Source organism: Kitasatospora sp. NPDC001660 (genome assembly GCF_053596725.1).
The window spans coordinates 57,961-84,305 of sequence record NZ_JBSFGU010000029.1; the positions used below are offsets into that span (position 1 = coordinate 57,961).

Sequence of the window (26,345 nt, forward strand, 5' to 3'; positions counted from 1 at the left end):
CCGCAGCCGTGCGTCCGGTATCCGATGTAGAGGATTTTCGATGAGCACCAGCGACCCGACCGCCTCGCCGAGCACGTTCGACCTGGAGAGCCGGGTGGACTCCGCCGACACGACCCTGCACAGCCAGCGCTGCGCGGTGATCGCCCTCGGCAGCAACCTGGGCAACCGCCTGGACACCCTGCAGGGTGCCGTGGACGCCCTCGCCGACACCCCCGGGCTGAAGATCAAGGCCGTCTCCGCGGTCTACGAGACCGAAGCGGTCGGCGGTCCCGAGGAACAGCCGAACTACTACAACGCGGTCGTGGTGCTGCGCACCTCGCTGCCCCCGCGCGACCTGCTGGAGCGCGGCAACGCGATCGAGGACGCCTTCGGGCGGGTGCGGACCGTCCACTGGGGCCCGCGCACCCTGGACGTCGACATCCTGGCGTACGAGGGCGTCGTCAGCGACGACCCGCACCTGCTGCTGCCGCACCCGCGCTCGCACGAGCGGGCCTTCGTGCTGGCGCCGTGGCTGGACGCCCAGCCGGAGGCCGAGGTGCCCGGGCACGGGCAGGTCTCCGCGCTGCTGGAGGAGCTCGGCGGGGCGGACGCGCAGGGCGTCCGCCGGCGTGACGACATCCGCCTGACGCTGCCGGAGTAGCGGTACGGGGGCCGGTGGCCGGGGAACTCGGGTGGGGGCCCGGCCGTACGAGTAGGTGTCCGCCGTCCGCGCGGGTGTCCGCCCGGCCGGGCCCGGTACGGTGGCCTGGCGTCGCCGCACCGGGCTCCCGGGCGGCCGGCCGTCTCTGGTACCCCGGGAAGGACCTCGTCCGAGTGAAGCTGCTTCGCCTCCGTCTGCTGGTCGGCATCACCGCCGCTACGACGGCGCTGTCCTGGGCCGGCGCCAAGCTGTGGGCCTCCCTGGACACGCTGCCGGCCGTGCCGGCGGCGGCGCCGGTGGTGCTGGCCGCGGTGGCGGTGATCCTGCTGGCGACCACGATCTCGCTGCGGGGCCGGCTGAAGGCGGTGCGCGAGCGGCAGCCCGGCGCGAAGCGGGTCGATCCGCTGCTCGCGGCCCGGGCGGTGGTGCTGGGGCAGGCCAGCGCGCTCGTGTCGGCGGTGGTCACCGGCATCTACGCGGGGGCGGGGATCTACCTGCTCGGCGAGCTGGACGTGCCGGCGCGCAAGGACCAGGCCGTGACGGCCGGCCTCGCGGTGCTCGCGGGCGTCGCGGTGATCGCGACGGCGCTGTGGCTCCAGCACGTGTGCAAGCTGCCGGAGAATCACGACGATCCGGGGGGTCCGGCGGCCTCACACCGCTGAACTGGGCATTTGTCGTGATCTTGAGTGAAGCGCCGGGCACGTGCGGTAAAACTTGCACACTGTCAAGGGCCAAAGCGGACCCTGGGCTGACACGGCCCCAATTCGCACGCTAGTTTCTTGGCATGTCTCGCGGACGCCACCGTCATTCCTCCGTCCTCGGCCGGGTCTTTCCCCCCACCGCAGCCGGCGTGCTTCTCGTCGCCGCTCTGGCCGCTCTGCTTTTCAGTCAGGACACCATCCTGGTCCGCTCGGTGGGCGTCGCGGCGGTCTCCGCGACGCTCGGCTTCGCGGTCCTGCTGAAGCAGCGCGACAAGGCGGCCCGGGCGGCGGCCGAGACGTCCGCCGCGCAGCGGCTGCGGGCCGAGGAGCGCTTCGAGGAACAGCTCGCCGAGGCCGAGTACGCGGCGGAGGTCGCGGAGGAGCGGGCCACCCGGTTCGGGCGGCGGCTGACCGCGGAGAAGTCGCGGCTGGCGAAGGCCGAGACGGAGATCGCCCGGCTGCTGCGCGAGCGGGCCGTCACGGTCGCCGAGCAGGCGCTCAAGGAGGCCGAGGCGGCCCAGCGGGCGCTGGCCGCGAGCCGTCCGAAGTACCCGGCCAGCCCGGCCGCGTTCGTCCGGGCCGGGGCCGTGCTGCGGTTGCTGGAGCGGCGGGCGGCGGCCCAGGAGGCGCAGCGCGAGCGGTCGGCGGGCGCGGAGGTCGCGCTGCGGGCGCGGACGGCTCCCGCCGCGCCGGCGCGGGCCGTGCAGGCTCCGGCGCCCACGAAGCCGACTCCTGTGGTGCCCGCCCCGGTGGCTCCGTCCGTCCCGACCCCGGCCGCGGCGCCGCAGCAGGCTCCGGCACCGGTGCAGGCCGCTCCGGTGCGCCCGATGCTGACCGCCACGGTCGGCCAGCTGGGCGGTGCGCAGGCCGCACCCGCGGCGCCGGCCGAGCGGCAGCGTCCGCGTCCGGTGCAGTCCGGGCAGGTGCGCGGGCAGGGCTTCAGCTTCTTCGGCCGCAGTTCGGGTGCCGCGGTGCGGGCGGCGACCCCGGCGGCCGTCGGCAGCGTCACCGAGCTGAACGAGCGGACGGACCTGGCGGACGTGGTGGGCGACGAGGCGGTGGCCGCGAAGGCGCTGGCCGAGGCGCAGGAGGCCCGGGAGGCCGAGGGGGCGGCGCAGGCGCCGCGCCCGGCCGCCGAGCCGGAGCAGGGCGAGCCCACCGTCGTCGACCTGACGCCGGAGGAGGAGACGGAGCTGATCCAGCTGCCGGAGCTGCGCGCCTCGCGCTGAAGCCCGTCCCGGAACGTCACTGCGGCGCGGGAGGCCGGACCGACCGGCCTCCCGCGCCGCTGCGTGTCAACGGGGTGCGTCAGATCTGGACGCCGAAGTCCTGGGCGATGCCGGCCAGGCCGGAGGCGTAGCCCTGGCCGACGGCGCGGAACTTCCACTCGCCGCCGTTTCGGTACAGCTCGCCGAAGATCATCGCGGTCTCGGTGGCGGCGTCCTCGGAGAGGTCGTAGCGGGCGAGCTCGGCGCCGCCGGCGGCGTTCACCACGCGGATGTGGGCGTTGCGGACCTGGCCGAAGTTCTGGCCGCGGGCGATGCCGTCGTAGATGGTGACGGGGAAGGTGATCCGGGCGGCCTCGGCGGGCAGGGCGGTCAGGTCGACGTTGATCGACTCGTCGTCGCCCGCGCCCTCGCCGGTGCGGTTGTCGCCGGTGTGCACGACGGAGCCGTCCGGCGTGCGGGTGTTGTTGAAGAACACGAAGTGGGCGTTGGACAGCACCTTTCCGTCCGCGTTCAGGACGATGGCGCTGGCGTCGAGGTCGAATTCGGCGCCGGTCGTGGTGCGGACGTCCCAGCCCAGGCCGACGGAGACCGCGGACAGGCCCGGGGCCTCCTTGGTCAGCGAGACGTTGCCGCCCTTGGAGAGGCTCACTGGCATGGTGATTGCTGTCCCTTCGTTCGCTTTTCCCGGGACGACGCAATGGTCCGGTGGATTGGTTCCGTCGGCGGCCGCGAACTCCCCGGAAGTGCCAACTTCGGGCAAAGCGCGGGCAATGCGGGAGTCAGATGCGGCGGAACCGGCCCTGGAGCGACCAGATGTTGGGGTTGTCGGCCAGGTCGGGGTGCATGTCGAAGAGGTCGGCGAGGGTGTCCTGGAGGAAGTCCCGGGCCTCGCGCCGCAGTTCGCCGTGGCGGACCACCGCGGGCGGCTCGTCGGGCAGCCAGGTGGCGGTGATCTCCACCCAGTTGAAGCGGCGGGCGAAGCGCAGCAGCTCGGTGTTCTGGGTGAAGTCGAGGTCGGCGGTCTGGACGCGGGCGGCCCGGCCGCCGTCCGGGTCGCGGTCCAGCTGCTCGGCGATGTCGCACAGCGCCCACGCGAAGTCGAGCACCGGGACCCAGCCCCAGGCGGTGGAGAGCTCCGCGCCCTCGGCGTCCAGGTAGACGTCTCCGCAGAAGAGGTCGTACCGCAGGGCGTGCACGGAGGCGGTGCGGTAGTCGGTCTGCGGGGGGTCGGGGAAGCGGTTGGAGAGGGAGTAGCCGAGCTCGATCACAGGGCCATTGTCGGGGCTCGGGGCGCGGACCGGATAACCGGGTGACCCGGCGGGCCCGGCGCGGGATGATGGGCGCATGCCCGAGCCCATCCGCGTACGGGGGTCGGTGGTCGTCCCCGACGCCGAGCTCGTCTGGCGCTTCTCGCGTTCCTCCGGCCCCGGTGGCCAGCACGTCAACACGTCCGACAGCAAGGTGGAGCTGCGCTACGACCTGGCCGCCTCGAAGGCGCTGCCCGAGGTGTGGCGCGAGCGCGCCCTGGAGCGGTTGGCGGGCCGGCTGGTGGACGGCCGGCTGCTGGTGGTCCAGGCCTCGGAGTTCCGCTCGCAGTGGCGCAACCGGGAGGCGGCCGCGGCCCGGCTGTCCGCGGTGCTGACCGAGGCCTGCGCGCCGCCGCCGAAGGCCCGCCGGGCGACGCGGCCGAGCCGCGGCATGGTCGAGCGGCGGCTGTACAGCAAGCGGCACCGTTCCGAGTTGAAGCAGGGGCGGCGCGCGCCGCGAGGGGAGTAGCCCGGCGGGGCGGCTCCGCGGGTGGCCTGGGAGAGCGGCTCAGCCGAGCGTGCGGTAGCCGCCGCGGAAGTAGAGCAGGGGCCGGCCGCCGGGGTTCGGGACGACGGCCTCCAGGACGCGGCCGAGCAGCAGCGTGTGGTCGCCCGCGGGTATCCGCTGCTCGGTGCGGCACTCGACGGTGGCGAGCGCGCCCTCGATCAGTGGGGCGCCGGTGGCCGGGCCGCGGTGGTGCGGCGTGTCGGCGAACAGCAGCCGGTCACTGAGCCGTCCCTTCATGGCGAAGCGCGAGCCGATCGTCTTCTGCTCCTCGGCAAGCACCGAGACCGCCCAGGTGTCCACACGGGCGAGCACCTCGTCCATCCGGGAGTCCTCGCGGACCGAGATCAGCACCAGTGGCGGCTCCAGCGACACGGAGAGGAAGGACGTGGCGGTCATGCCGATGTCCTCGCCGTCCTCCGGGTCGTGGACGGTCACCAGGCTCACGCCGGCGGCGAGCTGGGAGAGTGCGGCCCGGAACTCGTCGGGCGTGGCGTGGGCAGCAGCTTCGGGCTGCGGGGACGGGTACACGTACCGCACGGTAGCTGGCGGTCGCGGGTCGCGGCATCGGGCCGTGGTCGTAGGACCAGGGGCGCAGGGGTGAGGGCCGGAACCCGTGGCGGGACTCACTCCCAGGGGTGAAGCTGAGGGCCTGCCGGGCGACAGGCGGCTTCAGCGCGCGGTCGATGCGGTCGACCACGAGAAATGTTCCGATGGCGATTTATGTCCCGCTATGGGGCGGATGAGCTGATTAAGGGCGCATTAGTGTCGTGTGATTTAAGTCACAAGTGGCGGCCTATTGCTGACCGAGCGTGCCGAACGCTGTGCTCCCTGTGATTCAGTTCTTCTGGCAATCGGACGATAACCAATCAAGAACTATCCGAAGCAGCCGGGGAGCCCCCGCATGGAAGCCGAGTCGGAGCCGTACGTCCGTCTCGCGACCCTCCGCACCTTGCACCGGGTCGTGGCGGACCTCAACGCTGCCCGCAGCCTGGCGGGCACGCTGCAGGCCGTCGTCGAGGGCGCGGTGCACGGGCTCGGCTTCGATGCTGCGGCGGTCAGCCTGGTCCGGCCGGACGGCGACCTCGTGGTGGCGGCCGTCTGGGAGCTGGAGGAGAGCACCATGGGCGGCCCCTCCGTGCTGCTCGGCCAGGTCGGCTCCCGCGAGTCCTGGGACCGGCTGCTCGGCGTCAGCGATCACTGGGGCACCCTGCGCTTCCTGCCGTACGACCGCGGCTGGGCCGTCGCCAGCGACATCCCGCGCTGGATCGGGGACGGCCCGATGCCCGTCTACGCCAACGACTGGCACCCGGCCGACGGGCTGCTCGCCCCCATGTACAGCGCCGGCGGCGACCTGCTCGGCGTCCTGTCCGTGGACCGGCCGCGCAGCGGCAAGCGACCCGGGGCGTGGACCCGCGAGGCGCTGGAGATGTTCTCGCTCCAGGCCTCCATCGCGATCGGCAACGCCCGGCTGCGGGCCGAGATGCAGCGCGCGCTGGCCCGCCTGGAGAAGGAGCAACAGGCGCTGCGGGCGAGCGAGGAGAGCTTCCGTCAGGCCTTCGAGTACGCGCCCAGCGGAATGGCCATCACCGAGCTGCACGGCGCCGGACGCGGTCAGTTGACGCGCGTCAACGACGCGCTCTGCCGGCTGCTCGGCCGACCACGCGCGGTGCTCCGGCAGCAGAGCTTCGCCGACCTCGTCCACCCCGAGGACCGCGCGCTGCTGGAGCGCACCAGCGCGGAGAGCGGCCGGGCCGAACTCCGGCTCTCCCGGCGGGACGGCGGCTACCAGTGGGTGTGCCTGCGCAACTCGATCGTGGCGGACGCCGCCGAGGGCCCCAGCTTCCTGCTCACCCACGTCGAGGACATCGAGGACCGCAAGCGCCACGAGCTCCAACTCGCGCACCGGGCCAGCCACGACGCGCTCACCGGCCTGCCCAACGGCGCCGAGCTGAAGGCCCGGCTGGCCCGCCGGCTCTGCGCCGAGCCGCAGGCCGTCGGCGCCGTCGCCGGGCCCGCGGAGGCGGCCTTCCCGCAGCCGTACGGCGGCTACCCGGCCGACTCGTACAGCGCGCACGCCGCGTACGACGGGCTGGAGGGGGCCGACCCGCACGGCGGGCCGGTGCACGGCTACGGCGCGCCGGACGGGGGCCTGCAGGGGGGACTGCCGGCCGGGTCCGGGCCGGCGGGGTTCGCGCCGGATGGGTTCGGGGCGGAGGGGTTCGCGCCGGCGGGTTTCGGGCCCGGCGGGTTCGGGCCGGCCTACCCGGAGCACGTGCACGCGGTCGTCCCCGCCGAGTTCGGCCCGGGCGGCGAGGCGTGGTCCGGCCCGTTCCGCCCCGGTTCGGGCGGCCCGGCGGTGGACAAGGGGCTCGCGGTGCTCTTCTGCGACCTCGACGGCTTCAAGTCCATCAACGACCGGTTCGGCCACAACGCGGGCGACGCGGTACTGGTCGAGGTCGCCCGGCGGCTCAGCCAGGCCGTCCGGGACGGCGACACGGTGGCCCGGCTCGGGGGCGACGAGTTCGTGGTGCTGGCCGACGGCATCGGCCGCGAGGAGGCCAAGGACCTCGCCCACCGGCTGCGCAACGCCATCATCCCGCCGATGCGGATCGACGGGCGGGCGATGCGGGTGGGCGTGAGCCTCGGGATCGGCTGGGCCGGCTGCGGGATGAGCATCGAGGAAGTGCTGCACACGGCGGACGAGCGGATGTACGACGAGAAGCGGGCCCGGGGCGGGGCCGTCCGGGGCGCTCGGGGGGAGCGCTCGCACCGGCGCGCGGGATGAGGCGAGGCTCGCGCGGGTCCCGGCGGAGCTGGGCTCGGGTGCGGTTGACGGCTCAGGCTACCCGTGGGTTGTCAAGCCCTCGTTCCGGGTTGTCGGGTCGGGCAGGTAGGGTTCCCGGGTAACGAGAGCGTCCATGACTTGCGCCGGCGGCCCGCCAGCCCGGCGGCGCGAACGACGGGGGAGTTGACCACCGTGACGACCGCCGGCAACAACGGAGCGCCCGAGGGCCCGGGGGGCGGTGCCCCACAGGACGACGACCCCTTCGGCTACCTCTACCGCCCGGCCGACGGCTCCCCCGGGCAGCCGGCCGAGCCGCAGCAGGGCGTGCCCCGCACGTCGTACAGCCGCCCGATGGAGGTCGGCCGCGCCCAGTACGGGCAGAGCTATCCCCCCCGTGCGCCTGCGCCGCAGCAGCCGTACCCGCCGCAGCAGGGTCACGGTCAGCCGTACCCGCCGCAGTACGGGCAGCAGCAGCCCGAGTACGGCGGGGTGCCCACCCAGCAGACACGCTACGCCGAGCACTCCCGCCCGCAGCCGGGGGAGGACCGCCCGAGCAGCAGCGGCCGGAGCAAGGGCGCGGTGATCGGCGCGGTGGCGGTGGTCGCGGCGATCGCGATCGGTGCCGGGATCGCGCTCTCCACGGGGGACCCGGACGACAAGAACGCCAAGTCCGGCCGCCAGACCACCGCTGCGCCACCGCCCACCCCGGGCGCCTCCTCCGGTACTCCTTCGGCGAGCGCCTCGGCCTCGGCCTCCGCGAGCGCCTCCGCCGTGGCCGGCCCGACGACCGTGGACGCGAACCAGTTGCAGGGCCAGAACGCGCCCTCCGCGAACACCGTCAAGGGCGCCAAGTCCGCGGACGGCAGCTACCTGACGCTCCAGCCGGGCGGTTCGGTGAGCTGGACCGGTCAGGTCGCCTCGGCCGGGACGTACAAGCTGACCGTGCACTTCAACAACTCCGGCGGGAACGTGAAGGGTGCGGCGAACGTGAACGGCAAGGACTGGCCGAGCGGGCTGTTGTTCAGCAACTTCGCGAACGGCAAGGACCCGGAGTCCACCTGGTACACGACGTGGATACTCCCGCAGCTCCAGGCCGGGGCGAACACGATCACGATGACCGTGCCGGCGGGTGGGTCGATTCTGATCGACCAGATCACGTTGGAGCCGAACTGACGCTCGGCAGTGCTTGAGAGCGCTTGAGAGCGCTTGGGAGTTCACGAAGCGGCCGCCCGCTCCGGATGTCGGGGAGGGCGGCCGCCGGCGTTCGGTCAGGCGGGCTTCACGGTGGGGAACTTGTCGCCGCCGACGATCCACCGGCCGCGGCGCATGACGGCGACGAGGTCGTAGGTCTGCGAGTCGAGCACGACGAGGTCGGCGTTCTTGCCGGTTTCGAGCGAGCCGACCGAGTCGGCGAGGCCGAGCAGGCGGGCCGGGGTCGCGGAGAGCGACTCGACGGCCTGGCCGAGCGTCAGGCCGTTGACGGTGACCGAGCGCTTGAACGCGACGTCCAGGGTGAGCGTCGAGCCGGCGATCGAACCGCCCTCGACCAGCCGGGCCACGCCGTCCTTGACCTCGACCTGCAGCGGGCCGAGCGGGTAGAGGCCGTCGCCCATGCCGGCCGCGCCCATGGCGTCGGTGATCAGGGCGACGCGGTTGGCGCCCGCGGTGCCGTAGGCGAGGTCGAGGACGGACGGGTGCAGGTGCACGCCGTCGTTGATCAGCTCGACGGTGACCCGCTCGTCCTCCAGCAGCGCCACGACCGGGCCCGGGGCCCGGTGGGCGATCGCGGGCATGGCGTTGAACAGGTGGGTCGCGACGCTCGCGCCCGCGTCGACGGCTTCCAGGGCGGTCGCGTAGTCGGAATCGGTGTGGCCGACGGCCGCGATGACGCCGAGGTCGGCGAGCATGCGGACGGAGTCGAGGCCACCGGGCAGTTCGGGGGCGAGGGTGACCATCTTCGCGTGGCCGCGGGCCGCGTCGACGAGCTTGCGGACGAGCGCCGGGTCGGGGTCGCGGAGCAGGTCGGGGCGGTGGGCGCCGCAGCGGTTGCGGGAGATGAACGGGCCCTCGAAGTGGATGCCGGCGAGCACGCCGTCCTCGACCAGCTCGGACAGGACGGCGGCCTGGCGGGCGACTTCGTCGATCTCGCCGGTGACGGTCGAGGCGATCGTGGTGGTGGTGCCGTGCTCGAGGTGGGTGCGGGCGGCGAGCAGGGCCTCCTCGGCGACGCCGGAGGCGTAGGACGCGCCGCCGCCGCCGTGGACGTGCAGGTCGACGAAGCCGGGGACGACGGTGTGTCCGGTCAGGTCGAGGTCACCCGGCTCGGTCTCGCCGCCACTCGCCCCACTCGTGATGGCGGCGATCCTCGTGCCCTCGACGGCGATCCGGTCGCCCTCGACGACCCCGCCGGGCAGGACCAGCCGGGCGCCGGCCAGTGCGGTACGGTCACGGTCCGCGGCAGTCACGCGGTCACCTCCATCTGTCGGGACGGGAGTCCCGGGTTCTCGAATGCGCTGGGCGCTGTCATGCCGCTGTTGTCGGTGACCTGGCCCCGGGCGGCGGTCAGGGGTCGGCCGCCGTGGGGCCTCGAAGGCCCGGAGGGCCTGGAGGACTTCGGGGGTTTCGGGGGCCTCGGGTACCTCGGGTGCCGAGCATGGGGCCTCGGAGGCCGAGTGGGGAGCCCCCTCATGGGCGAGGGGGGCGGGGCCCGGAGAGCAGGTCCCAGGCGAGGAGACCGGCTCCCAGTGACGCTGCGGTGTCTTTCAGCATTGCCGGTACGACCTTCGGGGGCATCTGGAAGGTGAGGCGCTCGGTGACCGCCGCGCGCAGCGGGGTGAAGAGCGTGTCGCCGGCCTCGGCCAGTCCGCCGCCGACGATCACCGTGGACGGGTCGAGCAGGCTCTGGGCGAGCACGATGCCGTCCGCCAGGGCGTCGACGGCCTCCTGCCAGACCGCGAGCGCCCGGTCGTCCCCGGCGTCCACCGCGGCGGCGCAGGATGCCGCGTCGGCGTCGGGGTCGCCGCCGGCCGCGGCCCAGGCCCGGGAGACGGCGGAGGCCGAGGCCAGCGTCTCCAGGCAGCCGCGGGCGCCGCAGCCGCACCGCGGGCCGCCCGGGCGGACCACGACGTGGCCGATCTCGCCGCCGTAGCCGTGGGCCCCGGCCTCGATGCGGCCGTCGATGCCGATGGCGCCGGCGATGCCGGTGCCCAGTGCGATGAACAGGAAGCGGTCGACGCCCCGGCCGGCGCCGATCCGGCCCTCGGCGAGGCCGCCGGAGCGCACGTCGTGGCCGAGGGCGACGGGGATCGGGGCGGTGCCGGCTCCTGGGGTGAGGCGCGCGAGGCGCTCGCCGAGGAGCTCGCGGAGCGGGAGGTCGCGCCAGCCGAGGTTGGCGGAGTAGACCGCGATGCCGTTCTTCTCGTCGATCGTGCCCGGCACGGCGACGCCGGCCGCGAGCGGGGCGACGCCGAAGCGGGCGCGGCCCTCGGCCGCCAGGTCGGCGGCGAAGTCGAGGATGGCGGCGACGACGGCGTCCGTGCCGTGCTCCCGCCCGGTCGGTCGGCGTGCCTCGAACAGCACGGAGCCGTCCCGGGCGAGCAGCGCGGCCTTCATGCCGGTGCCGCCTACATCGAGTGCGATGACGTGCTTCACGGAGGACAGTTTCCCTTGGGCAGGTCGAAGAGGTCTAGTCCAGTTGTCGGATTGGTCTGGTCCATGCTGGGTGAGCTTTGTCGCAGAAGCGGGTGCGGGGGCTTCGGGGCGGGCGGCCGGAAGGGGGTTGAGTGGCCGTTTCGTTGCACATCGTGCAACGACGTCCGCACTTCGATAACTACTTGCCGGATATGGGGCAGAGGTATGGACCACTGTGGGGTCGCTTTGGCAGTGTTGCGCCTCCCTCCTGCCGGATTCACCCTTCCGGTCGCATTTCTCCCCCTGAAGGCGGTACCCGCGTTGAACAGGCGTGCCCACGTTCCCACCCGTGTGCTCGGCACCGCGCTGGCCGGAGCGCTGGTGCTCACCGCGGTCAGCGCCTGCAGCGGGACGGCGGGCCCGTCACCCTCAAGCTGGTCGCCGCGGACTACGGCGAGAACGCCGACACCAGCTCCAAGCTGTACTGGGACGAGGTCGTGCGCGGCTTCGAGGCGCAGAACCCCGGCATCAAGGTGGACGTCGACGTCGAGAGCTGGACCGACATCGGCAAGAAGGTCGACGACCTGATCGCGGCCGGCAAGTCGCCCGACCTCCTGCAGACCGGCGGCTTCGCCGACCAGGTCGCCGCGGACCGGCTGTACCCGGCGGCGGACGCGCTCTCGCTGGACACCCAGGCCAAGTTCATGGACTCCTTCGCCCACGCCGGGCAGGTGCTCGGCACGCAGTACGGGATTCCCTTCGTCTCCTCCTCCCGGGTGCTCTTCTACAACAAGGCGCTCTTCAGGCAGGCGGGAATCGGCCAGCCGCCGGCCACGTGGAACGAGCTGCGGCAGGACGCCGAGAAGATCAAGGCGAAGGCGCCGGGCGTGACCCCGTACGGGCTCCCGCTGGGGCCCGAGGAGGCGCCGGCCGAGTCCATGCTGTGGACGCTGAGCGGGGGCGGTGCCCTGTCGGACGACGTCGGTAATTACACGATCGACAGTGCCCAGAACCAGGCCACTTTCGGGTGGTTGAAGAGCAACCTGGTGAGCACCGGTCTGACCTATCCCGAGCCCGGCAAGATGAACCGCACCGCGGTCTTCCAGGACTTCGCGGCCGGGAAGGTCGCGATGCTGAACGGGCACCCGACGCTGCTGCGGACGGCCACCGCCGGGAACATCGACTTCGGGACGGCGCCGATCCCCAAGAAGGACGGGACCGGCAAGACCGGCAGCCTCGGCGTCGAGGACTGGATGATGGCGTTCAAGGCCAACGGGCACAAGGTCCAGATCAAGAAGTTCCTGTCCTTCGTGTACCTGCGGGAGAACCAGCTCAAGTTCGACGAGCGGTACAACCTGCTGCCGGTGACCCAGGACGCGTTCAGCCAGATGTCGTCGGACCCGAAGCACACGGACCTCAAGCAGTTCGCGACCGGGCTGACCGGCGCCAGCTTCTACCCGTTCGGCGACCCGGCCTGGGCGGACGTGAGCAACCGGATCAAGGCGGGGATCGGGGAGGCCGTCACCGGGGACCCGAAGCAGGTGCTCACCGGGCTGCAGGACGCCGCCGTGAAGGAGGCGGCCCGGCTTCGCAGGTGAGGCCGGGCCGGGGGCTTCGGGGGGCTCGGTCAGAGGTGTGTCGGGGGTGCGTCCGAGAATGACACTTCGTAGGAGGTGTTCTCGTGGGCGAGTTGAGTGAGCGGGACCGGGCGGTGCTGGAGCTCGAAGGGCGCCAGTGGCGTACGGCGGGGGCCAAGGAACGGGCGATCCGGGAGGAGCTGGGGCTCTCCGGCACGCGGTACTACCAGTTGCTGAACGCTCTGTTGGACCGGCCGGAGGCGTTGGCGCATGCGCCGGTGTTGGTGAATCGGTTGCGGCGTGTGCGGGAGGCGCGGCGCGCGGCGCGCTGACGGGGGTGGGTTGGTGCGGGTGGTGGGGGACTTCTGTCGGGGCGCGGGCGCCTGGCTTCGCCGTGCGCCCGCGCGGTAAGGCGGCTGGGGCTCGGGGTATGGGCACGGCATGGGCTTTGACGAGAAGTGGGTGCCGGTGACCGAGGCCGGGCGGGACGGGGTTCGGGGGATTCTGGCTGCGCCCGGTGATGCGGTGGTTGCGCTGGACTTCGACGGAACGTTGGCGCCGATCGTTGCGGATCCTGATCGGGCGCGGGCGCATCCGGGGGTGGTGGGGGCGCTTCGGGGGGTGGCGCCGTTCGTCCGGGCTGTTGTCGTCGTCACGGGGCGGCCGGCTGCGGTGGCGGTGGAGTACGGGGGGTTCGCGGGGGTGCCGGGGGTCGTGGTGCTCGGGCACTACGGGGTCGAGCGGTGGGAGGGGGGTCGGGTTTCGGCGCCCGAAGTGCATCCGGGGGTTGCCGCGGCGCGGGGCGCTCTGCCCGGGGTTCTGGCTGCCGTGGGGGCGCCCCAGGGGACGTGGGTGGAGGACAAGGGGCGCTCGGTGGCGGTGCACACGCGGCGTACGGGGGCGCCTGAAGAGGCACTGGAGTTGTTGCGTGGACCGGTGGCCGGTCTTGCGGCGGAGCACGGGCTGGTGGTCGAGCCCGGGCGGCTGGTTCTGGAACTGCGGCCTCCGGGGGTGGACAAGGGCGCTGCTCTGACGGGGTTCCTGCGGGAGCGCGGGGCCCGGTCCGTTTTGTACGCGGGCGACGATTTGGGTGATGTCGCGGCCTTCGCGGCCGTCGAGAAGCTGCGGGGGGAGGGGCTCGCGGGCGTGCTCGTGTGCAGCGGCGCGGTGGGGGACGCGCCGGTGCGGGAGCTCGCCGATCGGGCGGACCTGGTGGTGTCCGGGCCCTCGGGTGTGGTGGAGCTGCTGGGGGATCTGGGGGAGGCGATCAGAGCGCGTTGAGCTGGTCCAGGAACCACTGCTGCGGGGGGAGGGCGGTGGCTGCCGCGGCCAGGCGCTTGGTGCGGTCGGCGCGTTCCTCGGCGGACATGACGAGGCCCGTGTGGAGGGCGTCGGCCGTCTCGATGACGTCGAACGGGTTGATGGTGATCGCGTCGTCGGCCAGTTCGGCGTGGGCGCCGGCCTCGCGGGACAGGACCAGCGCGCAGCCGTGGTCGGAGACCACCGGGACCTCCTTGGCCACCAGGTTCATGCCGTCCCGGATGGGGTTCACCAGGGCGACGTCGGCCAGCCGGTAGGCGGCGAGGGAGCGCGGGAAGTCGTCGTCGACGTGCAGGATCAGCGGCCGCCAGGCGGGGGTGGCGAATTCGGTGTTGATGGCGTCCGCGAGCTGTTGCACCCGGGCGGTGTAGTCCCGGTATTCGGCCAGGTCGGTGCGGGACGGGTAGGCGAAGGCGATGTGTACGACGCGGTCGTGCCACTGCGGGTGCGCGCGCAGGAGGTGCCGGTAGGCCTGGAGGCCGCGGACGATGTTCTTGCTCAGTTCGGTGCGGTCGACCCGGACGATCGTGCGGCGGTCGCCGACGGCTTCGCGCAGGGCGGCGAGGCGTTCGTCGACGTCGGGGCGGTGGGCGCGCTCGCGCAGGAAGTCGGCGTCGGCGCCGAGGGCGTGCACGCCGAGGTGGGTGGTGCGGCCGGCGTGGGTGACGGTGAGGGCGTCGTGGTCGACGGTGGCGCCCAGGACGTCCTCGCAGCAGGCGGCGAATGCCCTGGCCCAGCGTTCGGTGAGGAAGCCGGCCCGGTCGGCGCCGAGGATGCCGGCGAGGACGGATCCGGCGACATCGTCCGGGAGTAGCCGGAAGTACTCGGGCGGGGCCCAGGGGGTGTGCGAGAAGTGGCCGATCCGCAGGTCGGGGCGGGTTTTGCGGAGGAGTGCGGGGGTGAGGGAGAGGTGGTAGTCCTGGACGAGGACCGCCGCGTTCGGGGCGGCTTCGGCTGCCAGCGCTTCCGCGAAGGCGGTGTTGTAGGCCCCGTAGGCGGTCCACTCGCTGCGGAAACCGGCGTCGAAGGCGGGGGCGGTGGGGGTCGCGTAGAGCAGGTGGTGGACGAACCAGAGGGTCGAGTTGGCGACGCCGTTGTAGGCGTGGGCGAAGGTCTCGGGGTCTATGTCCAGCATCCGGACGGCCTGTCCGCCGACATCGTGGTCGGCCAGGTCGAGGCGGCCGTTCGGGGCCGCGGCGGCGGCACGGCGGTCGGCGTCGCCGAGGGCGGCGCAGACCCAGACGGCGTGCGGGTCGTCGATCGCGGAGAGGCCGGAGACGAGGCCTCCGCCGCCGCGTTTGAGGGTCAGCGTGCCGTCGTCCGCGGTGCTGAAGGAGACCGGCCCGCGGTTGGACGCCACCAGGACGGGGGCGGTGCCGGTCACACTCGAACGTTCGGTCGTCAGATCGCCCATGGTTGGCATGTTGCCGGGGGTCCGGGGCGGCAAACCCTTTCAGTGGCGGGTGGCGTATTCCGGGACGGTGTGCATCGGGGGGCGTTCCAGGGCCGTCACCGGGTGGGTGTGGGCGGTGAACGCGCGGGTGTCCGGGTCGCGGGTGAACTGGGTGAGCAGGGGGTGGACGAGGTCGGCGGAGGCCTTGAGCCGGTGGGCGCGGTCGAGGCGCTCCAGCGCGGTGCGGTAGATGGTGGCGGCCATCCGGCCGAGCGCCTGGCCGTCCTGGTGGCGGTGGTGGCGGACGCCGACGTCCACCTGGGCCAGGGCGTCGAGGCCGACGAGGTCCAACGCGTCGACCAGTAGGCCGAGTTCGACGCCGTAGCCGGTGGGGAAGGGCAGCCGTTCGAGCAGTGCGCGGCGGGCCGCGTACTCGCCGCCGAGCGGCTGGACGAAACCGGCGAGTTCCGGCCAGTGCAGGTTGAGGAGGGGACGGGCGACGAGTTCGGTCACGCGGCCGCCGCCGGCGGGAACGGTTGCGCCGGTCTCCGTCTCGAAGGGGCGGTCGTACATGGCCTTGACCAGCTGGATGGCCGGTTCGGTGAGCAGCGGGCCGACGGTGCCGGAGACGAAGGCGGGGTCGAACTCGCGCAGGTCGGCGTCGACGAAGCAGACGATGTCGCCGCGGGTGACCAGCAGCGAGCGCCACAGCACCTCGCCCTTGCCGGGGGCGGCGGGCAGCCGGGGCAGGATGGCGTCGCGGTGCACGACCCGGGCGCCGGCCTCGGCGGCGACGGCGGCGGTCGCGTCGGCGGAGCCGGAGTCGACGACGACGAGTTCGTCGACCAGGGGGAGACGCTCCATCAGCTCGCGGCGGATGGTCCGGACGATGTCGCCGACGGTGGCCTCCTCGTCGAGGGCGGGCAGCACGACGCTGACGGTGTGGCCGGTGCGCCGCTTGGCCGCGAGGAGGGTGTCGACCGGCCGGTCGGCCGCGCTCCACGAGCGGCGGCTCAGCCAGGAGGCCGCCTGCGGGAGGAGCGCGGGGATCGGTTCGGCGGGCACGGGACTCTCCTCGGCGGATCGGGTTGGAACGGGCCATCTCGCGTGGCGGACGGTCCCTTTCGGCTTTGGCGCCTTCGGATACAGTCTTCGTACAGCGGTCGGACCTTCGCACGCCGGGGTCGCCGCTGACGACAACTTCACAAGCTCATCCAGAGGGACTGAGGGAACGGCCCGTTGACGTCCCGGCAACCTTCTCGCGCGGCCGGCCACCAGGCCCCGGCGGGACAGGTGCCAATTCCGGCCCGTGGCGCGACCGTGCCACGGGGAAGATGAGGAGAGAGGCCTCCGCCATCATGGCTATCACTGCGACATCCGCATTCGGCGCCGCACCCGTGTCCGTGGATCTCGGCCCCGCCACCGCGCTGTCCTGTCGGGAGTGCGGGACCCGCTTCCCGCTCGGTCCGAGCTTCGCCTGCCTGGAGTGCTTCGGGCCCCTGGAGATCGCGTACGAGTTCGGCGGCGAGGGCGCCGAGGAACTGCGCAAGCGCATCGAGGCGGGGCCCGCGTCGATCTGGCGTTACGCGCCGCTGCTGCCGGTGCCGGCCGATGTCGCGTCGAAGCCCAATCTGAACCCGGGGTGGACCCCGCTGGTCACGGCGGACAACCTGGGGCGGGAGTTGGGCTTCACGGCGAAGTTGCACGTGAAGGACGACTCGGGGAATCCGACGCACTCGTTCAAGGACCGCGTGGTGGCCTGTGCCATCGAGGCCGCGCGGGCCTTCGGCTACACGACGCTGTCCTGCTCGTCGACCGGCAACCTGGCCGGTGCGGTGGGCGCGGCGGCGGCCCGGGCCGGGTTGCGCTCGTGCGTCTTCATCCCGCACGACCTGGAGCAGGGCAAGGTCGTCATGGCCGGGGTGTACGGCGGCGAGCTGGTCGGCATCGAGGGCAACTACGACGACGTGAACCGCTTCTGCTCCGAGCTGATCGGCGACCCGGCCGGCGAGGGCTGGGGCTTCGTCAACGTCAACCTCCGTCCGTACTACGGCGAGGGCTCCAAGACGCTCGCGTACGAGATCTGCGAGCAGCTCGGCTGGCGGCTGCCGGAGCAGATCGTCATCCCGATCGCCTCGGGCTCGCAGCTCACGAAGATCGACAAGGGGCTGCAGGAGCTGATCGGGCTCGGGCTGGTCGAGGACCGGCCGTACAGGATCTTCGGCGCCCAGGCCGAGGGCTGCTCGCCGGTCTCGGCGGCGTTCAAGGCGGGGCGGGACGTGATCAAGCCGGTGAAGCCGGACACCATCGCCAAGTCGCTGGCGATCGGCAACCCGGCGGACGGCCCGTACGTGCTGGACATCGCGCGGCGCACGGGCGGTGCGGTCGAGGACGTCACCGACGCCGAGGTGGTGGCCGCGATCCGGCTGCTGGCCCGCACCGAGGGCATCTTCGCCGAGACCGCGGGCGGGGTGACCGTCGGCGTGTTGAAGAAGCTGGTCGAGACCGGGCAGCTGGATCCGGCCAAGGAGACCGTCGCGATCAACACCGGCGACGGCCTCAAGACCCTGGACGCCGTCGCCGATGCCGGGATGACCGCGGTCATCCGCCCGACGCTGGAGTCCTTCCGCAGCGCCGGTCTCGCGTCCGCCTGACCCCCCCACCCAGTAGGAGAGCCACGCCATGAGCGCCACCGTCCGCATCCCCACCATCCTGCGCACCTACACCGGCGGAGCCGCCGAGGTGACCGCCGACGGCGGCACCCTGGGCGACGTCATCGCCGACCTGGAGAAGAGCCACGTGGGCATCTCGGCCCGCATCCTGGACGACACCGGCAAGCTGCGCCGCTTCGTCAACGTCTACGTGAACGACGACGACGTGCGCTTCGCGGAGGGCCTGGCGACCGAGATCAAGGACGGCGCCAGCGTCTCGATCATTCCGGCGGTGGCCGGCGGCTGCTGAGCCGCGCCCCGCTCCGACCGGCCGTCCGTGCGTACGGAATTCCGCATTCCGTACGCGCGGACGGCCGCTCGTATTTCGGCGGGAATATTTCCCGGTCGAGTGGGAGTAGAGTGTCGGTCGGCCGGGAACAGGGCTCCCCCTCGCCCTCCCCGCGAGAGCCGCCGCCCCGCCGTCCGCCGCCCCGACCGGCCGGGTCCGGGTCCCGGGAAACATGTCAGGCGGATGTCAGAATTCTCCAGGGGATTTGGGTAATTCGTCCGCTATGTCCGGCGTGAAATGCCGAGTTCCTTCCGGTTCGGCCCGTCCTGTCCCTTGGCGCGGCCCTGGAATTCACCGTGGAGGGCCCTGTTGCAGAGGGCGTCGATCCGGATACATTCAGCCGCGGTCGACGCAATCACCCGCTCACCGGATGCCGTTCGGGGTGGTGGATTGCGGCGTGCACGGCCGCGCCCAGGGGGGGTTCCCCGGGCCGGCCTTCAAACCAACCCGGGCCCGCGACCTGCGGGACCGTGAAGGGCCAGCACAGCACTAGGGGAGTTCGGAATGGCTCAGGGCACCGTCAAGTGGTTCAACGCGGAGAAGGGCTACGGCTTCATCGCGGTCGACGGTGGTGCGGACGTCTTCGTCCACTACAGCGCGATCCAGATGGACGGCTACCGCACCCTCGAGGAGGGCCAGCGGGTCGAGTTCGAGATCTCCCAGGGACAGAAGGGCCCGCAGGCGGACATGGTCCGCGCGGTCTGACCCCCTTCGGCTCCAGGAGCTCGGCGCGGCCCACGGCTGGTGACCACTCGCTTCTCGACGGGCCCGTGCGACACGCGTCGTACGGGCCCGTCGGCGTTCCCGGATCGGTTCCCGGCTTGGCGGTTGGGCTTGCACTCGACCACCCGGAGTGCTAATCATTGGCGTTAGCACTCACAGCTTGAGAGTGACAAGCGGACCGGGTCGGTGAGGCCCTGGGAGCGGTAGGGGAATGGACCCCCGCACACCTTGGCCGTCCGTCGCGGGCACCCCTTGGTCCGAGCAGTCGACCGTGTCCCGGAGGACCACTTCAGATGGCCAAGATCATCGCCTTTGATGAGGAAGCTCGCCGCGGCCTTGAGCGTGGCATGAACCAGCTCGCCGACGCAGTGAAGGTCACGCTCGGCCCCAAGGGTCGCAACGTCGTGCTGGAGAAGAAGTGGGGCGCCCCCACCATCACCAACGACGGTGTCTCCATCGCCAAGGAGATCGAGCTCGAGGACCCGTACGAGAAGATCGGTGCGGAGCTCGTCAAGGAGGTCGCCAAGAAGACGGACGACGTCGCGGGCGACGGCACCACCACCGCCACCGTGCTCGCCCAGGCCCTGGTGCGCGAGGGTCTGCGCAACGTCGCCGCCGGCGCCAACCCGATGGCCCTGAAGCGCGGCATCGAGAAGGCCGTCGCCGCCGTCTCGGACCAGCTGCTGGCCCAGGCCACCGACGTGGAGACCAAGGAGCAGATCGCCTCCACCGCCTCCATCTCCGCCGCCGACACCCAGATCGGCGAGCTGATCGCCGAGGCCATGGACAAGGTCGGCAAGGAAGGCGTCATCACCGTCGAGGAGAGCAACACCTTCGGCCTGGAGCTCGAGCTCACCGAGGGCATGCGCTTCGACAAGGGCTACATCTCCGCCTACTTCGCCACCGACCTGGAGCGCATGGAGGCGACCTTCGAGGACCCGTACATCCTCATCGCCAACTCCAAGATCGGCTCGATCAAGGACCTGCTCCCGCTGCTGGAGAAGGTCATGCAGAGCGGCAAGCCGCTCGTCATCATCGCCGAGGACGTCGAGGGCGAGGCCCTGTCGACCCTGATCGTCAACAAGATCAAGGGCGTCTTCAAGTCCGTCGCCGTCAAGGCCCCGGGCTTCGGCGACCGCCGCAAGGCCATGCTCCAGGACATCGCCACCCTCACCGGCGGCACCGTGATCTCCGAGGAGGTCGGCCTGAAGCTGGAGAACGCCGGTCTGGACCTCCTGGGTGGCGCCCGCAAGGTCGTCATCACCAAGGACGAGACCACGATCGTCGACGGTGCCGGTGACAGCGAGATGGTCGCGGGCCGCGTGAACCAGATCCGCGCCGAGATCGAGAACAGCGACTCGGACTACGACCGCGAGAAGCTCCAGGAGCGCCTCGCCAAGCTGGCCGGCGGCGTGGCCGTCATCAAGGCCGGCGCGGCCACCGAGGTGGAGCTCAAGGAGCGCAAGCACCGCATCGAGGACGCCGTCCGCAACGCCAAGGCCGCCGTCGAGGAGGGCATCGTCGCCGGTGGTGGCGTCGCCCTGCTGCAGGCCGGTGTCGCCTTCGACAAGCTGGAGCTGGAGGGCGACGAGGCCACCGGTGCCAACATCGTCCGCGTGGCGCTGGAGGCCCCGATCAAGCAGATCGCGACCAACGCCGGCCTCGAGGGCGGCGTCGTGGTGGAGAAGGTGCGCAACCTCCCCGCCGGTCACGGCCTGAACGCCGCCACCAACGAGTACGTCGACCTGATCGCCGTGGGCATCATCGACCCGGCCAAGGTCACCCGCTCGGCGCTGCAGAACGCGGCCTCCATCGCGGCCCTGTTCCTCACCACCGAGGCCGTCATCGCCGACAAGCCGGAGAAGGCCGCTGCGCCGGCCGGCGGCATGCCGGGCGGTGACATGGACTTCTGATCCTGGTCGTTCGACCGGATCGGATTCCTGATCGCGTGGGCGGTCCCCTTCGGGGGGGCCGCCCACGCGGCGTTCTTTGGGAGGATTGCCGGATGGCTGACATAGAGACCGCCCTGCACAACGCCCGTGCGCTGATCCTGGCCGACCTCACCGCCCGGGACGTGGCGGACGCCGCCGTCGTCTCGCTCGTGGAGCAGGCCGTCACGCACCGCCGGTGGTGGCTGGAGCAGTGGCCGGACGGCACCGAGTACGTGCTCGGGCTGGTCGCCCAGGACGTCCAGGACGCGCTGCTGGAGGCGTACGGGCGCTGGCCGCTGTGCACCGACTGCGCGGCCGACGGCGACCCGCACGCGCTCGGGGTGGAGCCGGAGTTGGGGCCGGACCCGCACTGGGTGTGCGGCAAGCGGGGCGTCGTCGTCGCGCCGGTGGGGAAGTTGGTCTAGAGCGCGGCGAGTTCGGCCGCCAGGTTGGCGCGGGCGGACGCCGTGAAGCGCTCGTGGGCGGCCGGGGTGCGGTAGAGCGCGGGCAGGGCGAGGAGTTGGCGCAGGACCGCCGCCCGGCCCGCCCGGAAGTCCGGCTCGGGCACGAAGGCGTACTCCCCGCGGACGGCGGCCGCGTAGGCGGCGTACGCCTCCGGGGCGCCGCCGAGCACGGCGAGGTCCGCGTCGCACAGCACCTCGCCGTCGCGGTCGCCCGGGGCGGGGTCGTGGGTGACGGTGAGCAGGACGAGGCGTTCGACCTCGGCGATCCGCTCGGCGGGCAGGCCGGCGGCGGTGAGGGCCCGGACGGCGAGGGCGGCGCTGCGCTCCTCGTTCTCGGAGCGGTCGGGCCGGTAGACGGCGTCGTGGAACCAGGCGGCGAGCCGGACGGCGTCCGGGTCGGCGGCGTGCCCGGCGAGGCCGTCGACGTGCCGCAGGACCGCGCGCAGGTGATCGACGGTGTGGTACCGCCGCTGGGGCTCGGCCCAGCGGCGGAGCAGCTCCCGCCCGTACGGCTCGGGGTCGGCGGTGGTGCCGCAGCGGTGCAGCAGGGCGGTCCAGTCGGCGAGCAGGTCCTCGGTGTTCGGCATGGGCGTCATTGTGCTGGGCGTGTCACAGCCGTGTCGCGGGTGGGGCTGGCGCTGGACCTATATGCCGGTTGACGATATATGTAGACACATGACAGAACGCTCGATGCAGGAGCCGACGCTGCTGCTGCTCACCGCGCTGGCTGACGCCCCGAGGCACGGCTACGCGCTCATCCAGGAGATCGCCGAGATCTCGGGCGGCCGGGTCAAGATGCGCACCGGCACGCTCTACGGCGCGCTCGACCGGCTGCTGGGCCAGGGGCTGATCGAGGTCGCCGCCGAGGAGATCGTGGACGGCCGCGCCCGGCGCACGTACGCGCTGACCGATGCCGGCCGGGGCGCGCTGGCCACCGAGGCCGAGCGGCTGCGGGTCGTGGCCGCCGAGGCGGAGCGCCGCCTGGCCACCGTCCGGTCGGCCCTGAAGGGGAAGCCGAGGCCCGAGGGACGGGCCCTGATGGGGGGGAGTTTCGCATGACCACACCGATGATCGGGGCGCCCTCGACCGCGCTGCGGGCCGCGCTCCGGCTGTACCCGGCCCGCTACCGGCGCGAGCGGGGCGACGAACTGTCCGCGGTCTTCGCCGACGCCACCGCGGAGGCGGGCCGCTCGGCCGTCGCCCGGGAGGTGTTCGACCTGGCCGCGTACGGGCTGCGGGTACGGCTCGGGCTGACCGGCTCCGGGATGCTCGGGCGGGTGCTCGCGCTGGCCGCGCCGATGGTCGCCGGCGCGCTGGCCGGCTCGGGCCTGGTGCCGTGGATCACCGACCCGGACGGGGCCTCCTTCCGGCTCACCTGGGACCACTCGTACACCACGTACGCCACGACCATCGCGCCGCCGGCGACCGCGCTGCTGCTCGCGGTGGCGGCGCTGCTCGGGCGGTGGACGGCGGTGCGCGTCATCGCCCTGGTGCAGGCGGTGCTCGGACTGGCCGTCCTGGCGCAGGCGTTCACCGGGCCGACGTTCTTCGACCTCTGGTGGGCCGGGTACGTCGGCATGGCGACCCTGCCGGCCGCGGCCGCTGCGGCGTTGCTGCTCGCGGCGCCGACGGAGCTGCTGCCGAAGCCGGACTGGCGCACCCGCGGGGTGGTGCTGGCCTCGGTGGCCGGTGGTGCGGCGCTGGTGTGGCTCCAGCGCTGGGACGACACCAGCTTCCCGCTGGACGTCCAGTGGTTCGTGGTGCTGCTGCTCGTGCCGGTGCTGCTGACCTTCACCGCGCTGCGCGGGAAGGAGCTGCCGGCCGCCGTGGGCGTCGCGATGCTGTCGCTGACGACGTTCGCGAGCCTGTTCAACATCTGGCGCGAGTCGCGTGGGATCTCCCAGCTGCTGCCGATGGCGCTGCCGGTGATCGGGCTGATGGTGATCGTCGCGATGGCGATGCACCGGATCGGGCGGGGAGGCGCGGGCGGTCCCGGGGCCGGTGGCGACGCCGAGGGGGAGCGCATTCCGGCGTGACCGGAAGCGGGCGGGGCGGGCTGGCCGGGGCCGGGGGTGTGTGGCAGGCTGTCAGACATGTCTAGACCAATTTTCGAAGTCATCGCGCTGACGCCCCAGGACGCCCAGGCCGCCGAGTCGGGCGGCGCCGACCGGCTCGAACTGGTCACGGACATGGCCGCGGACGGGCTCACCCCGTCCGTCGAGGACTTCGCCCGGATCCGGGCCGCCGTCGACCTGCCGCTGCGCGTCATGCTCCGCATCCGGGACGGCTTCGCGCCGGGCGACCTGGACGAGCTGTGCGCCCGGGCCGCCGCGCTCCGCGCCGAGGGCGCCGAGGAGTTCGTCCTCGGCTTCCTCGACGCGGACGGCGCCGTCGACCCCGCCGCCACCGCGGCGGTCGCGGACGCGGTGGCCGGCTGCCGCTGGACCTTCCACCGGGCGATCGACCACAGCGCCGACCGGGCCGCCGTCCGCGCGGCCGTCGGCGCGCTGCCGGGGCTGGACACCTTCCTCACCTCGGGCGCGCCGGGCGGCGTGGACGCCGGGCGCGAGGTGCTGCTGGCGGAGCTGGCCAGGAAGGGTGAGCCCGGGTACGGGCAGCGGATCCTGATCGGCGGCGGCCTGCGAGCCGAGCACGTGCCGGGGCTGCGGGCGGCCGGGTTCGACGCCTTCCACGTCGGCGGTGCGGTGCGCGTCGACGGGTGGCAGACGCCGGTGGACGCGGCGAAGGTCGCCGAGTGGCGGGCCCTGGTCGACGGCTGAGCGTGGAAGCGCCGACAGCCGGGCGACCGGTGCCCGTCGCGCGAGGGAGGGGGCCGGTCCGGGTTCGGGCCGGCCCCTCCGTCGCTACCGGAGCTGCTCGGGCAGGGGCTCCGCGTGCAGGACGGTCAGGCCGGAGACGGCACGGGTGAGGGCCACGTACAGGCGGCGCAGGCCGGTGCGCTCGTCCGGTTCGCCGGCGATCACGGCGGCGGGCTCGTCCAGCACCACGTAGTCGTACTCCAGGCCCTTGGCCAGCGAGGCCGGGACGAGCGTCAGCCGGGCCTCGGCGCTGGTCTCGGCGCCGGGGGAGAGGTGCGGCAGGCCGGCCGCGGTCAGCGCCTCGGCGAGCAGCGCGATGCGCGCGTCCGCTGCGATCAGGCCGGTCGAGCCCTCGTGCTCCAGGGCCCGGCGGCAGGCCTCGATCACGGCCTCCGTCAGCTCCGCGTCCGGGACGTGGCGGATCGTCAGCGACCCCGGGGCCTCGCGGACCGAGGTCGCCGGGGCCAGGCCGGGGGCGATCGCGGGCAGCAGCCGGGAGGCGTACACGATGACCTCATCCGGCACCCGGAAGCCCTTGGTGAGCTCCTCGACGTGGGCGCCCGGCTTGCCCAGGTGGTGCAGGGCGTCCGGCCAACTCGCCGTCGCCCACGGGGTGGTGCCCTGGGCGAGGTCGCCGAGGACGGTCGCCGAGCCGGTGGTGCAGCGGCGGCCGACCGCCCGGTACTGCATCGGGGAGAGGTCCTGGGCCTCGTCCAGCACCACGTGCCCGAGCGAGGGCGTGCGCTGGACCAGGTCGGCGGCCTCGTCGACCAGGACGGCGTCCGCGGCCGTCCAGCGGGCGGTCTTCACCGAGCGGCCGGGCTTGGGCCACAGCACCGCCCGCTGCTCCTCGGCGGTGAGCACGCCCTCGGCGCACTCGGCCAGGAACGCCGGCTCGGAGAGCAGCCGCAGCACCAGCTTGGCCGGGTCGACCGGCGGCCAGCACTGCTTGGCGACCGCCTTGACCGCGGAGTTGCGGGCCACCGCGTCCTGCACCCGGTCGTCCGGGGCCTCCCCGGACTGCTCCATCTTCAGCAGCACGGCGTGCGCGATGCGCTGTGGCAGGGCCTCGCCGGCGGCGCCGTAGCGGATCTCGCGGCCCTTCAACTCCTCGATGATCTCCGCCAGTTCGTACGCGGGGACGCGCCAGCGGCGGGAGCCGCGGACCACCACGCAGGGTTCGGTGGGCAGCGCGATGCCCGAGCGGACCGCCCGGCGCAGCACCTCCGCCATCCGGGCGTCGCCCTTCAGCCGGGCCGCCTCGGGGGTGTCCTCGCCCTTGACCTCGACGTGGGCGACCAACTGCTGCACGGTGGCCTGGGCGACGTCCAGTTCGCCGAGGGCGGGGAGGACCTGCTCGATGTAGGAGAGGAACGCGTTGTTCGGGCCGATCACCAGGGTGCCGGTGCGGGCGAGGCGCTCGCGGTGCGCGTACAGCAGGTACGCGACGCGGTGCAGGCCGACGGCGGTCTTCCCGGTGCCGGGGGCGCCCTGGACGCAGATGGTGCCCGTGACGTCGGAGCGGACGATCTCGTCCTGCTCGGGCTGGATGGTGGCGACGATGTCGCGCATCGGGCCGACGCGGGGCTTCTCGATCTCGGCGGCGAGCAGGGCGGAGGTGGTGTCCGCCTCGGTGGGGTCGGTGAGGTGCTCGTCCTCGTAGGCGGTGAGCTCGCCGCCGGTGTAGCCGAAGCGGCGACGGCGTTCGACGGCCATCGGTTCGGTGCGGCTGGCCCGGTAGAACGGCTGGGAGACCGGCGCGCGCCAGTCGATCACCATCGGGTCGCCGTCGGCGTCGTGGACGTGGCGGCGGCCGATGTAGAAGTTCTCGCCGCCCGCCCGTCGCCCGCCACCACCCTCGGTCGGCGCGCTTCGCGCGGCACCCCTGGTGCCCTCGCCGAGTTCCTCGCTGATCGCGTGCAGGTAGTCGAGGCGGCCGAAGAACAGCGGGGTGTCGGCGAGGTCGGCCAGGGCGGCGATCCTGGCCTCGATCTGGTTCTGGAGGACGACGGCGGACACCCAGCTGCCGGTCACGTCGCGCAGGTCCAGCGACTGGACGTCCTCGCGCATCGTTCGCAGCGCGGCCCGGGACGCGGCCAGGTGGTCGCGTTCGCGCTGGAGGGGGTCGGTGGTGGGGGTGGCGGGCACAGCGAACCTTCCCGGCTGCCCCGGTGGCGGGCGCAGCGGATCGATGGAGCTCACGGTGGGTACAGCCGGCCGGTTGCCGTGCGGCCGGCACCTCCCCCGGCTGCCTGCGGGACAACAGCAGGTACCACGGTGCGGGAGGGGGCAGACGGACGATCTTAGACCCGTCCGTC

Annotated in this window: 26 protein-coding genes and 1 riboswitch; of the genes, 17 read left to right on the forward strand and 9 right to left on the reverse strand. The window is 72.9% G+C overall.

Features of this window, described 5'->3' with window-relative positions:
- Positions 1-40 precede the first annotated feature (40 nt).
- From folK to ACWCXH_RS26925, 3 genes are all read left to right on the forward strand, one after another.
- Positions 41-640, forward strand: a complete 600-nt coding sequence (gene folK, locus ACWCXH_RS26915; protein WP_449804045.1) for a 2-amino-4-hydroxy-6-hydroxymethyldihydropteridine diphosphokinase — start codon at positions 41-43, stop codon at positions 638-640.
- Positions 641-813: 173 nt separating this feature from the next.
- Complete coding sequence (locus ACWCXH_RS26920; RefSeq protein ID WP_449804046.1) at positions 814-1,302, forward strand: DUF3180 domain-containing protein; 489 nt, start codon at positions 814-816, stop codon at positions 1,300-1,302.
- Positions 1,303-1,490: 188 nt separating this feature from the next.
- The gene (locus tag ACWCXH_RS26925) at positions 1,491-2,570 is read left to right on the forward strand and encodes a hypothetical protein (RefSeq protein ID WP_449804047.1); all 1,080 of its coding nucleotides are present in this window, start codon (positions 1,491-1,493) and stop codon (positions 2,568-2,570) included.
- A 79-nt stretch (positions 2,571-2,649) separates the two neighbouring features.
- Here ACWCXH_RS26925 and ACWCXH_RS26930 read toward each other — a convergent pair whose 3' ends face one another.
- Positions 2,650-3,225 (reverse strand): TerD family protein, encoded by a 576-nt coding sequence (locus tag ACWCXH_RS26930; protein ID WP_449804048.1) that lies wholly within the window; start codon positions 3,223-3,225, stop codon positions 2,650-2,652.
- Between the two features lie 124 nt (positions 3,226-3,349).
- Positions 3,350-3,838: a hypothetical protein gene (locus tag ACWCXH_RS26935; RefSeq protein ID WP_449804049.1), complete on the reverse strand. Its 489-nt coding sequence runs from the start codon at positions 3,836-3,838 to the stop codon at positions 3,350-3,352.
- Positions 3,839-3,914: 76 nt separating this feature from the next.
- On the opposite strand from ACWCXH_RS26935, the gene arfB reads away from it, so the two are divergent.
- On the forward strand, positions 3,915-4,346 hold the full coding sequence (gene arfB, locus ACWCXH_RS26940) for an alternative ribosome rescue aminoacyl-tRNA hydrolase ArfB (RefSeq protein WP_449804050.1): 432 nt from the start codon (positions 3,915-3,917) through the stop codon (positions 4,344-4,346).
- Positions 4,347-4,385: 39 nt separating this feature from the next.
- On the opposite strand, the gene ACWCXH_RS26945 is transcribed toward arfB, so the two are convergent.
- Positions 4,386-4,922 carry a flavin reductase family protein gene (locus tag ACWCXH_RS26945; protein ID WP_449804051.1) on the reverse strand — a complete coding sequence of 179 codons (537 nt, stop codon included), beginning with the start codon at positions 4,920-4,922 and terminating at the stop codon, positions 4,386-4,388.
- Positions 4,923-5,286: 364 nt separating this feature from the next.
- On the opposite strand from ACWCXH_RS26945, the gene ACWCXH_RS26950 reads away from it, so the two are divergent.
- Together ACWCXH_RS26950 and ACWCXH_RS26955 are read left to right on the forward strand one after the other, a co-directional pair.
- Entirely contained in the window at positions 5,287-7,170 is a 1,884-nt protein-coding gene (locus ACWCXH_RS26950) for a diguanylate cyclase domain-containing protein (protein ID WP_449804052.1), read from the forward strand.
- A gap of 192 nt (positions 7,171-7,362) precedes the next feature.
- Complete coding sequence (locus ACWCXH_RS26955) at positions 7,363-8,343, forward strand: hypothetical protein (RefSeq protein WP_449804053.1); 981 nt, start codon at positions 7,363-7,365, stop codon at positions 8,341-8,343.
- A gap of 95 nt (positions 8,344-8,438) precedes the next feature.
- On the opposite strand, the gene nagA is transcribed toward ACWCXH_RS26955, so the two are convergent.
- Together nagA and ACWCXH_RS26965 are read right to left on the reverse strand one after the other, a co-directional pair.
- A complete protein-coding gene (gene nagA / locus ACWCXH_RS26960) occupies positions 8,439-9,635 on the reverse strand; it encodes an N-acetylglucosamine-6-phosphate deacetylase (RefSeq protein ID WP_449804054.1) in 1,197 nt (398 codons plus the stop codon).
- A 220-nt stretch (positions 9,636-9,855) separates the two neighbouring features.
- A complete protein-coding gene (locus ACWCXH_RS26965) occupies positions 9,856-10,821 on the reverse strand; it encodes an ROK family protein (protein WP_449804055.1) in 966 nt (321 codons plus the stop codon).
- Between the two features lie 476 nt (positions 10,822-11,297).
- Here ACWCXH_RS26965 and ACWCXH_RS26970 point away from each other — a divergent pair, with 476 nt between their 5' ends.
- The 3 genes from ACWCXH_RS26970 (at position 11,298) to otsB (ending at position 13,658) form a co-directional block, all read left to right on the forward strand.
- A complete protein-coding gene (locus tag ACWCXH_RS26970) occupies positions 11,298-12,398 on the forward strand; it encodes an extracellular solute-binding protein (protein ID WP_449804056.1) in 1,101 nt (366 codons plus the stop codon).
- Between the two features lie 83 nt (positions 12,399-12,481).
- Positions 12,482-12,709 carry a DUF3263 domain-containing protein gene (locus tag ACWCXH_RS26975; protein WP_449804057.1) on the forward strand — a complete coding sequence of 76 codons (228 nt, stop codon included), beginning with the start codon at positions 12,482-12,484 and terminating at the stop codon, positions 12,707-12,709.
- Between the two features lie 109 nt (positions 12,710-12,818).
- Positions 12,819-13,658, forward strand: coding sequence for a trehalose-phosphatase (gene otsB, locus ACWCXH_RS26980; protein WP_449804058.1), 840 nt, complete (start codon positions 12,819-12,821; stop codon positions 13,656-13,658).
- On the opposite strand, the gene ACWCXH_RS26985 is transcribed toward otsB, so the two are convergent.
- Both ACWCXH_RS26985 and ACWCXH_RS26990 read right to left on the reverse strand, forming a co-directional pair.
- A complete protein-coding gene (locus ACWCXH_RS26985) occupies positions 13,645-15,111 on the reverse strand; it encodes an alpha,alpha-trehalose-phosphate synthase (UDP-forming) (RefSeq protein ID WP_449804059.1) in 1,467 nt (488 codons plus the stop codon). The genes otsB and ACWCXH_RS26985 overlap by 14 nt on opposite strands.
- A gap of 39 nt (positions 15,112-15,150) precedes the next feature.
- The gene (locus ACWCXH_RS26990; protein WP_449804060.1) at positions 15,151-16,155 is read right to left on the reverse strand and encodes a glucosyl-3-phosphoglycerate synthase; all 1,005 of its coding nucleotides are present in this window, start codon (positions 16,153-16,155) and stop codon (positions 15,151-15,153) included.
- 142 nt (positions 16,156-16,297) lie between these two features.
- Positions 16,298-16,431, forward strand: a riboswitch (SAM riboswitch).
- A 17-nt stretch (positions 16,432-16,448) separates the two neighbouring features.
- On the opposite strand from ACWCXH_RS26990, the gene thrC reads away from it, so the two are divergent.
- The 5 genes from thrC to ACWCXH_RS27015 all read left to right on the forward strand — a co-directional run bounded on the left by thrC (position 16,449) and on the right by ACWCXH_RS27015 (position 21,169).
- Positions 16,449-17,744 (forward strand): threonine synthase, encoded by a 1,296-nt coding sequence (gene thrC, locus ACWCXH_RS26995; RefSeq protein WP_449804061.1) that lies wholly within the window; start codon positions 16,449-16,451, stop codon positions 17,742-17,744.
- A gap of 28 nt (positions 17,745-17,772) precedes the next feature.
- Positions 17,773-18,051 carry a MoaD/ThiS family protein gene (locus ACWCXH_RS27000; RefSeq protein WP_449804062.1) on the forward strand — a complete coding sequence of 93 codons (279 nt, stop codon included), beginning with the start codon at positions 17,773-17,775 and terminating at the stop codon, positions 18,049-18,051.
- Positions 18,052-18,594: 543 nt separating this feature from the next.
- Positions 18,595-18,795, forward strand: a complete 201-nt coding sequence (locus ACWCXH_RS27005; protein WP_153461112.1) for a cold-shock protein — start codon at positions 18,595-18,597, stop codon at positions 18,793-18,795.
- Positions 18,796-19,106: 311 nt separating this feature from the next.
- Positions 19,107-20,726 (forward strand): chaperonin GroEL, encoded by a 1,620-nt coding sequence (gene groL, locus ACWCXH_RS27010; RefSeq protein ID WP_449804063.1) that lies wholly within the window; start codon positions 19,107-19,109, stop codon positions 20,724-20,726.
- A 92-nt stretch (positions 20,727-20,818) separates the two neighbouring features.
- Positions 20,819-21,169 carry a hypothetical protein gene (locus ACWCXH_RS27015; protein WP_449804064.1) on the forward strand — a complete coding sequence of 117 codons (351 nt, stop codon included), beginning with the start codon at positions 20,819-20,821 and terminating at the stop codon, positions 21,167-21,169.
- On the opposite strand, the gene ACWCXH_RS27020 is transcribed toward ACWCXH_RS27015, so the two are convergent.
- Positions 21,166-21,795, reverse strand: a complete 630-nt coding sequence (locus ACWCXH_RS27020) for an HD domain-containing protein (protein WP_449804065.1) — start codon at positions 21,793-21,795, stop codon at positions 21,166-21,168. The two genes, ACWCXH_RS27015 and ACWCXH_RS27020, sit on opposite strands and share 4 nt — an antisense overlap.
- Before the next feature lie 88 nt (positions 21,796-21,883).
- Here ACWCXH_RS27020 and ACWCXH_RS27025 point away from each other — a divergent pair, with 88 nt between their 5' ends.
- The 3 genes from ACWCXH_RS27025 to ACWCXH_RS27035 are packed head-to-tail and all read left to right on the forward strand — an operon-like array spanning position 21,884 to position 23,988.
- Positions 21,884-22,267, forward strand: a complete 384-nt coding sequence (locus ACWCXH_RS27025; RefSeq protein ID WP_449804066.1) for a PadR family transcriptional regulator — start codon at positions 21,884-21,886, stop codon at positions 22,265-22,267.
- Positions 22,264-23,244 (forward strand): hypothetical protein, encoded by a 981-nt coding sequence (locus ACWCXH_RS27030; protein ID WP_449804067.1) that lies wholly within the window; start codon positions 22,264-22,266, stop codon positions 23,242-23,244. The genes ACWCXH_RS27025 and ACWCXH_RS27030 overlap by 4 nt, the downstream gene beginning before the upstream one ends.
- Before the next feature lie 57 nt (positions 23,245-23,301).
- Entirely contained in the window at positions 23,302-23,988 is a 687-nt protein-coding gene (locus ACWCXH_RS27035; protein ID WP_449804068.1) for a copper homeostasis protein CutC, read from the forward strand.
- A gap of 84 nt (positions 23,989-24,072) precedes the next feature.
- Here the strand turns inward: ACWCXH_RS27035 and ACWCXH_RS27040 are convergent, their stop codons facing one another.
- On the reverse strand, positions 24,073-26,175 hold the full coding sequence (locus ACWCXH_RS27040; protein ID WP_449804069.1) for a HelD family protein: 2,103 nt from the start codon (positions 26,173-26,175) through the stop codon (positions 24,073-24,075).
- Between the last annotated feature and the right edge of the window lie 170 nt (positions 26,176-26,345).

Excerpts from the sequence above, each read along its gene's own strand:
- folK (WP_449804045.1), top strand. The coding sequence starts at position 41 with ATGAGCACCAGCGACCCGACCGCCTCGCCGAGCACGTTCGACCTGGAG.
- ACWCXH_RS26930 (WP_449804048.1), bottom strand. The coding sequence starts at position 3,225 with ATGCCAGTGAGCCTCTCCAAGGGCGGCAACGTCTCGCTGACCAAGGAG.
- arfB (WP_449804050.1), top strand. The coding sequence starts at position 3,915 with ATGCCCGAGCCCATCCGCGTACGGGGGTCGGTGGTCGTCCCCGACGCC.
- ACWCXH_RS26950 (WP_449804052.1), top strand. The coding sequence starts at position 5,287 with ATGGAAGCCGAGTCGGAGCCGTACGTCCGTCTCGCGACCCTCCGCACC.
- otsB (WP_449804058.1), top strand. The coding sequence starts at position 12,819 with ATGGGCTTTGACGAGAAGTGGGTGCCGGTGACCGAGGCCGGGCGGGAC.
- ACWCXH_RS26985 (WP_449804059.1), bottom strand. The coding sequence starts at position 15,111 with ATGGGCGATCTGACGACCGAACGTTCGAGTGTGACCGGCACCGCCCCC.
- thrC (WP_449804061.1), top strand. The coding sequence starts at position 16,449 with ATGGCTATCACTGCGACATCCGCATTCGGCGCCGCACCCGTGTCCGTG.
- ACWCXH_RS27000 (WP_449804062.1), top strand. The coding sequence starts at position 17,773 with ATGAGCGCCACCGTCCGCATCCCCACCATCCTGCGCACCTACACCGGC.
- ACWCXH_RS27005 (WP_153461112.1), top strand. The coding sequence starts at position 18,595 with ATGGCTCAGGGCACCGTCAAGTGGTTCAACGCGGAGAAGGGCTACGGC.
- groL (WP_449804063.1), top strand. The coding sequence starts at position 19,107 with ATGGCCAAGATCATCGCCTTTGATGAGGAAGCTCGCCGCGGCCTTGAG.
- ACWCXH_RS27015 (WP_449804064.1), top strand. The coding sequence starts at position 20,819 with ATGGCTGACATAGAGACCGCCCTGCACAACGCCCGTGCGCTGATCCTG.
- ACWCXH_RS27020 (WP_449804065.1), bottom strand. The coding sequence starts at position 21,795 with ATGCCGAACACCGAGGACCTGCTCGCCGACTGGACCGCCCTGCTGCAC.
- ACWCXH_RS27025 (WP_449804066.1), top strand. The coding sequence starts at position 21,884 with ATGACAGAACGCTCGATGCAGGAGCCGACGCTGCTGCTGCTCACCGCG.
- ACWCXH_RS27030 (WP_449804067.1), top strand. The coding sequence starts at position 22,264 with ATGACCACACCGATGATCGGGGCGCCCTCGACCGCGCTGCGGGCCGCG.
- ACWCXH_RS27035 (WP_449804068.1), top strand. The coding sequence starts at position 23,302 with ATGTCTAGACCAATTTTCGAAGTCATCGCGCTGACGCCCCAGGACGCC.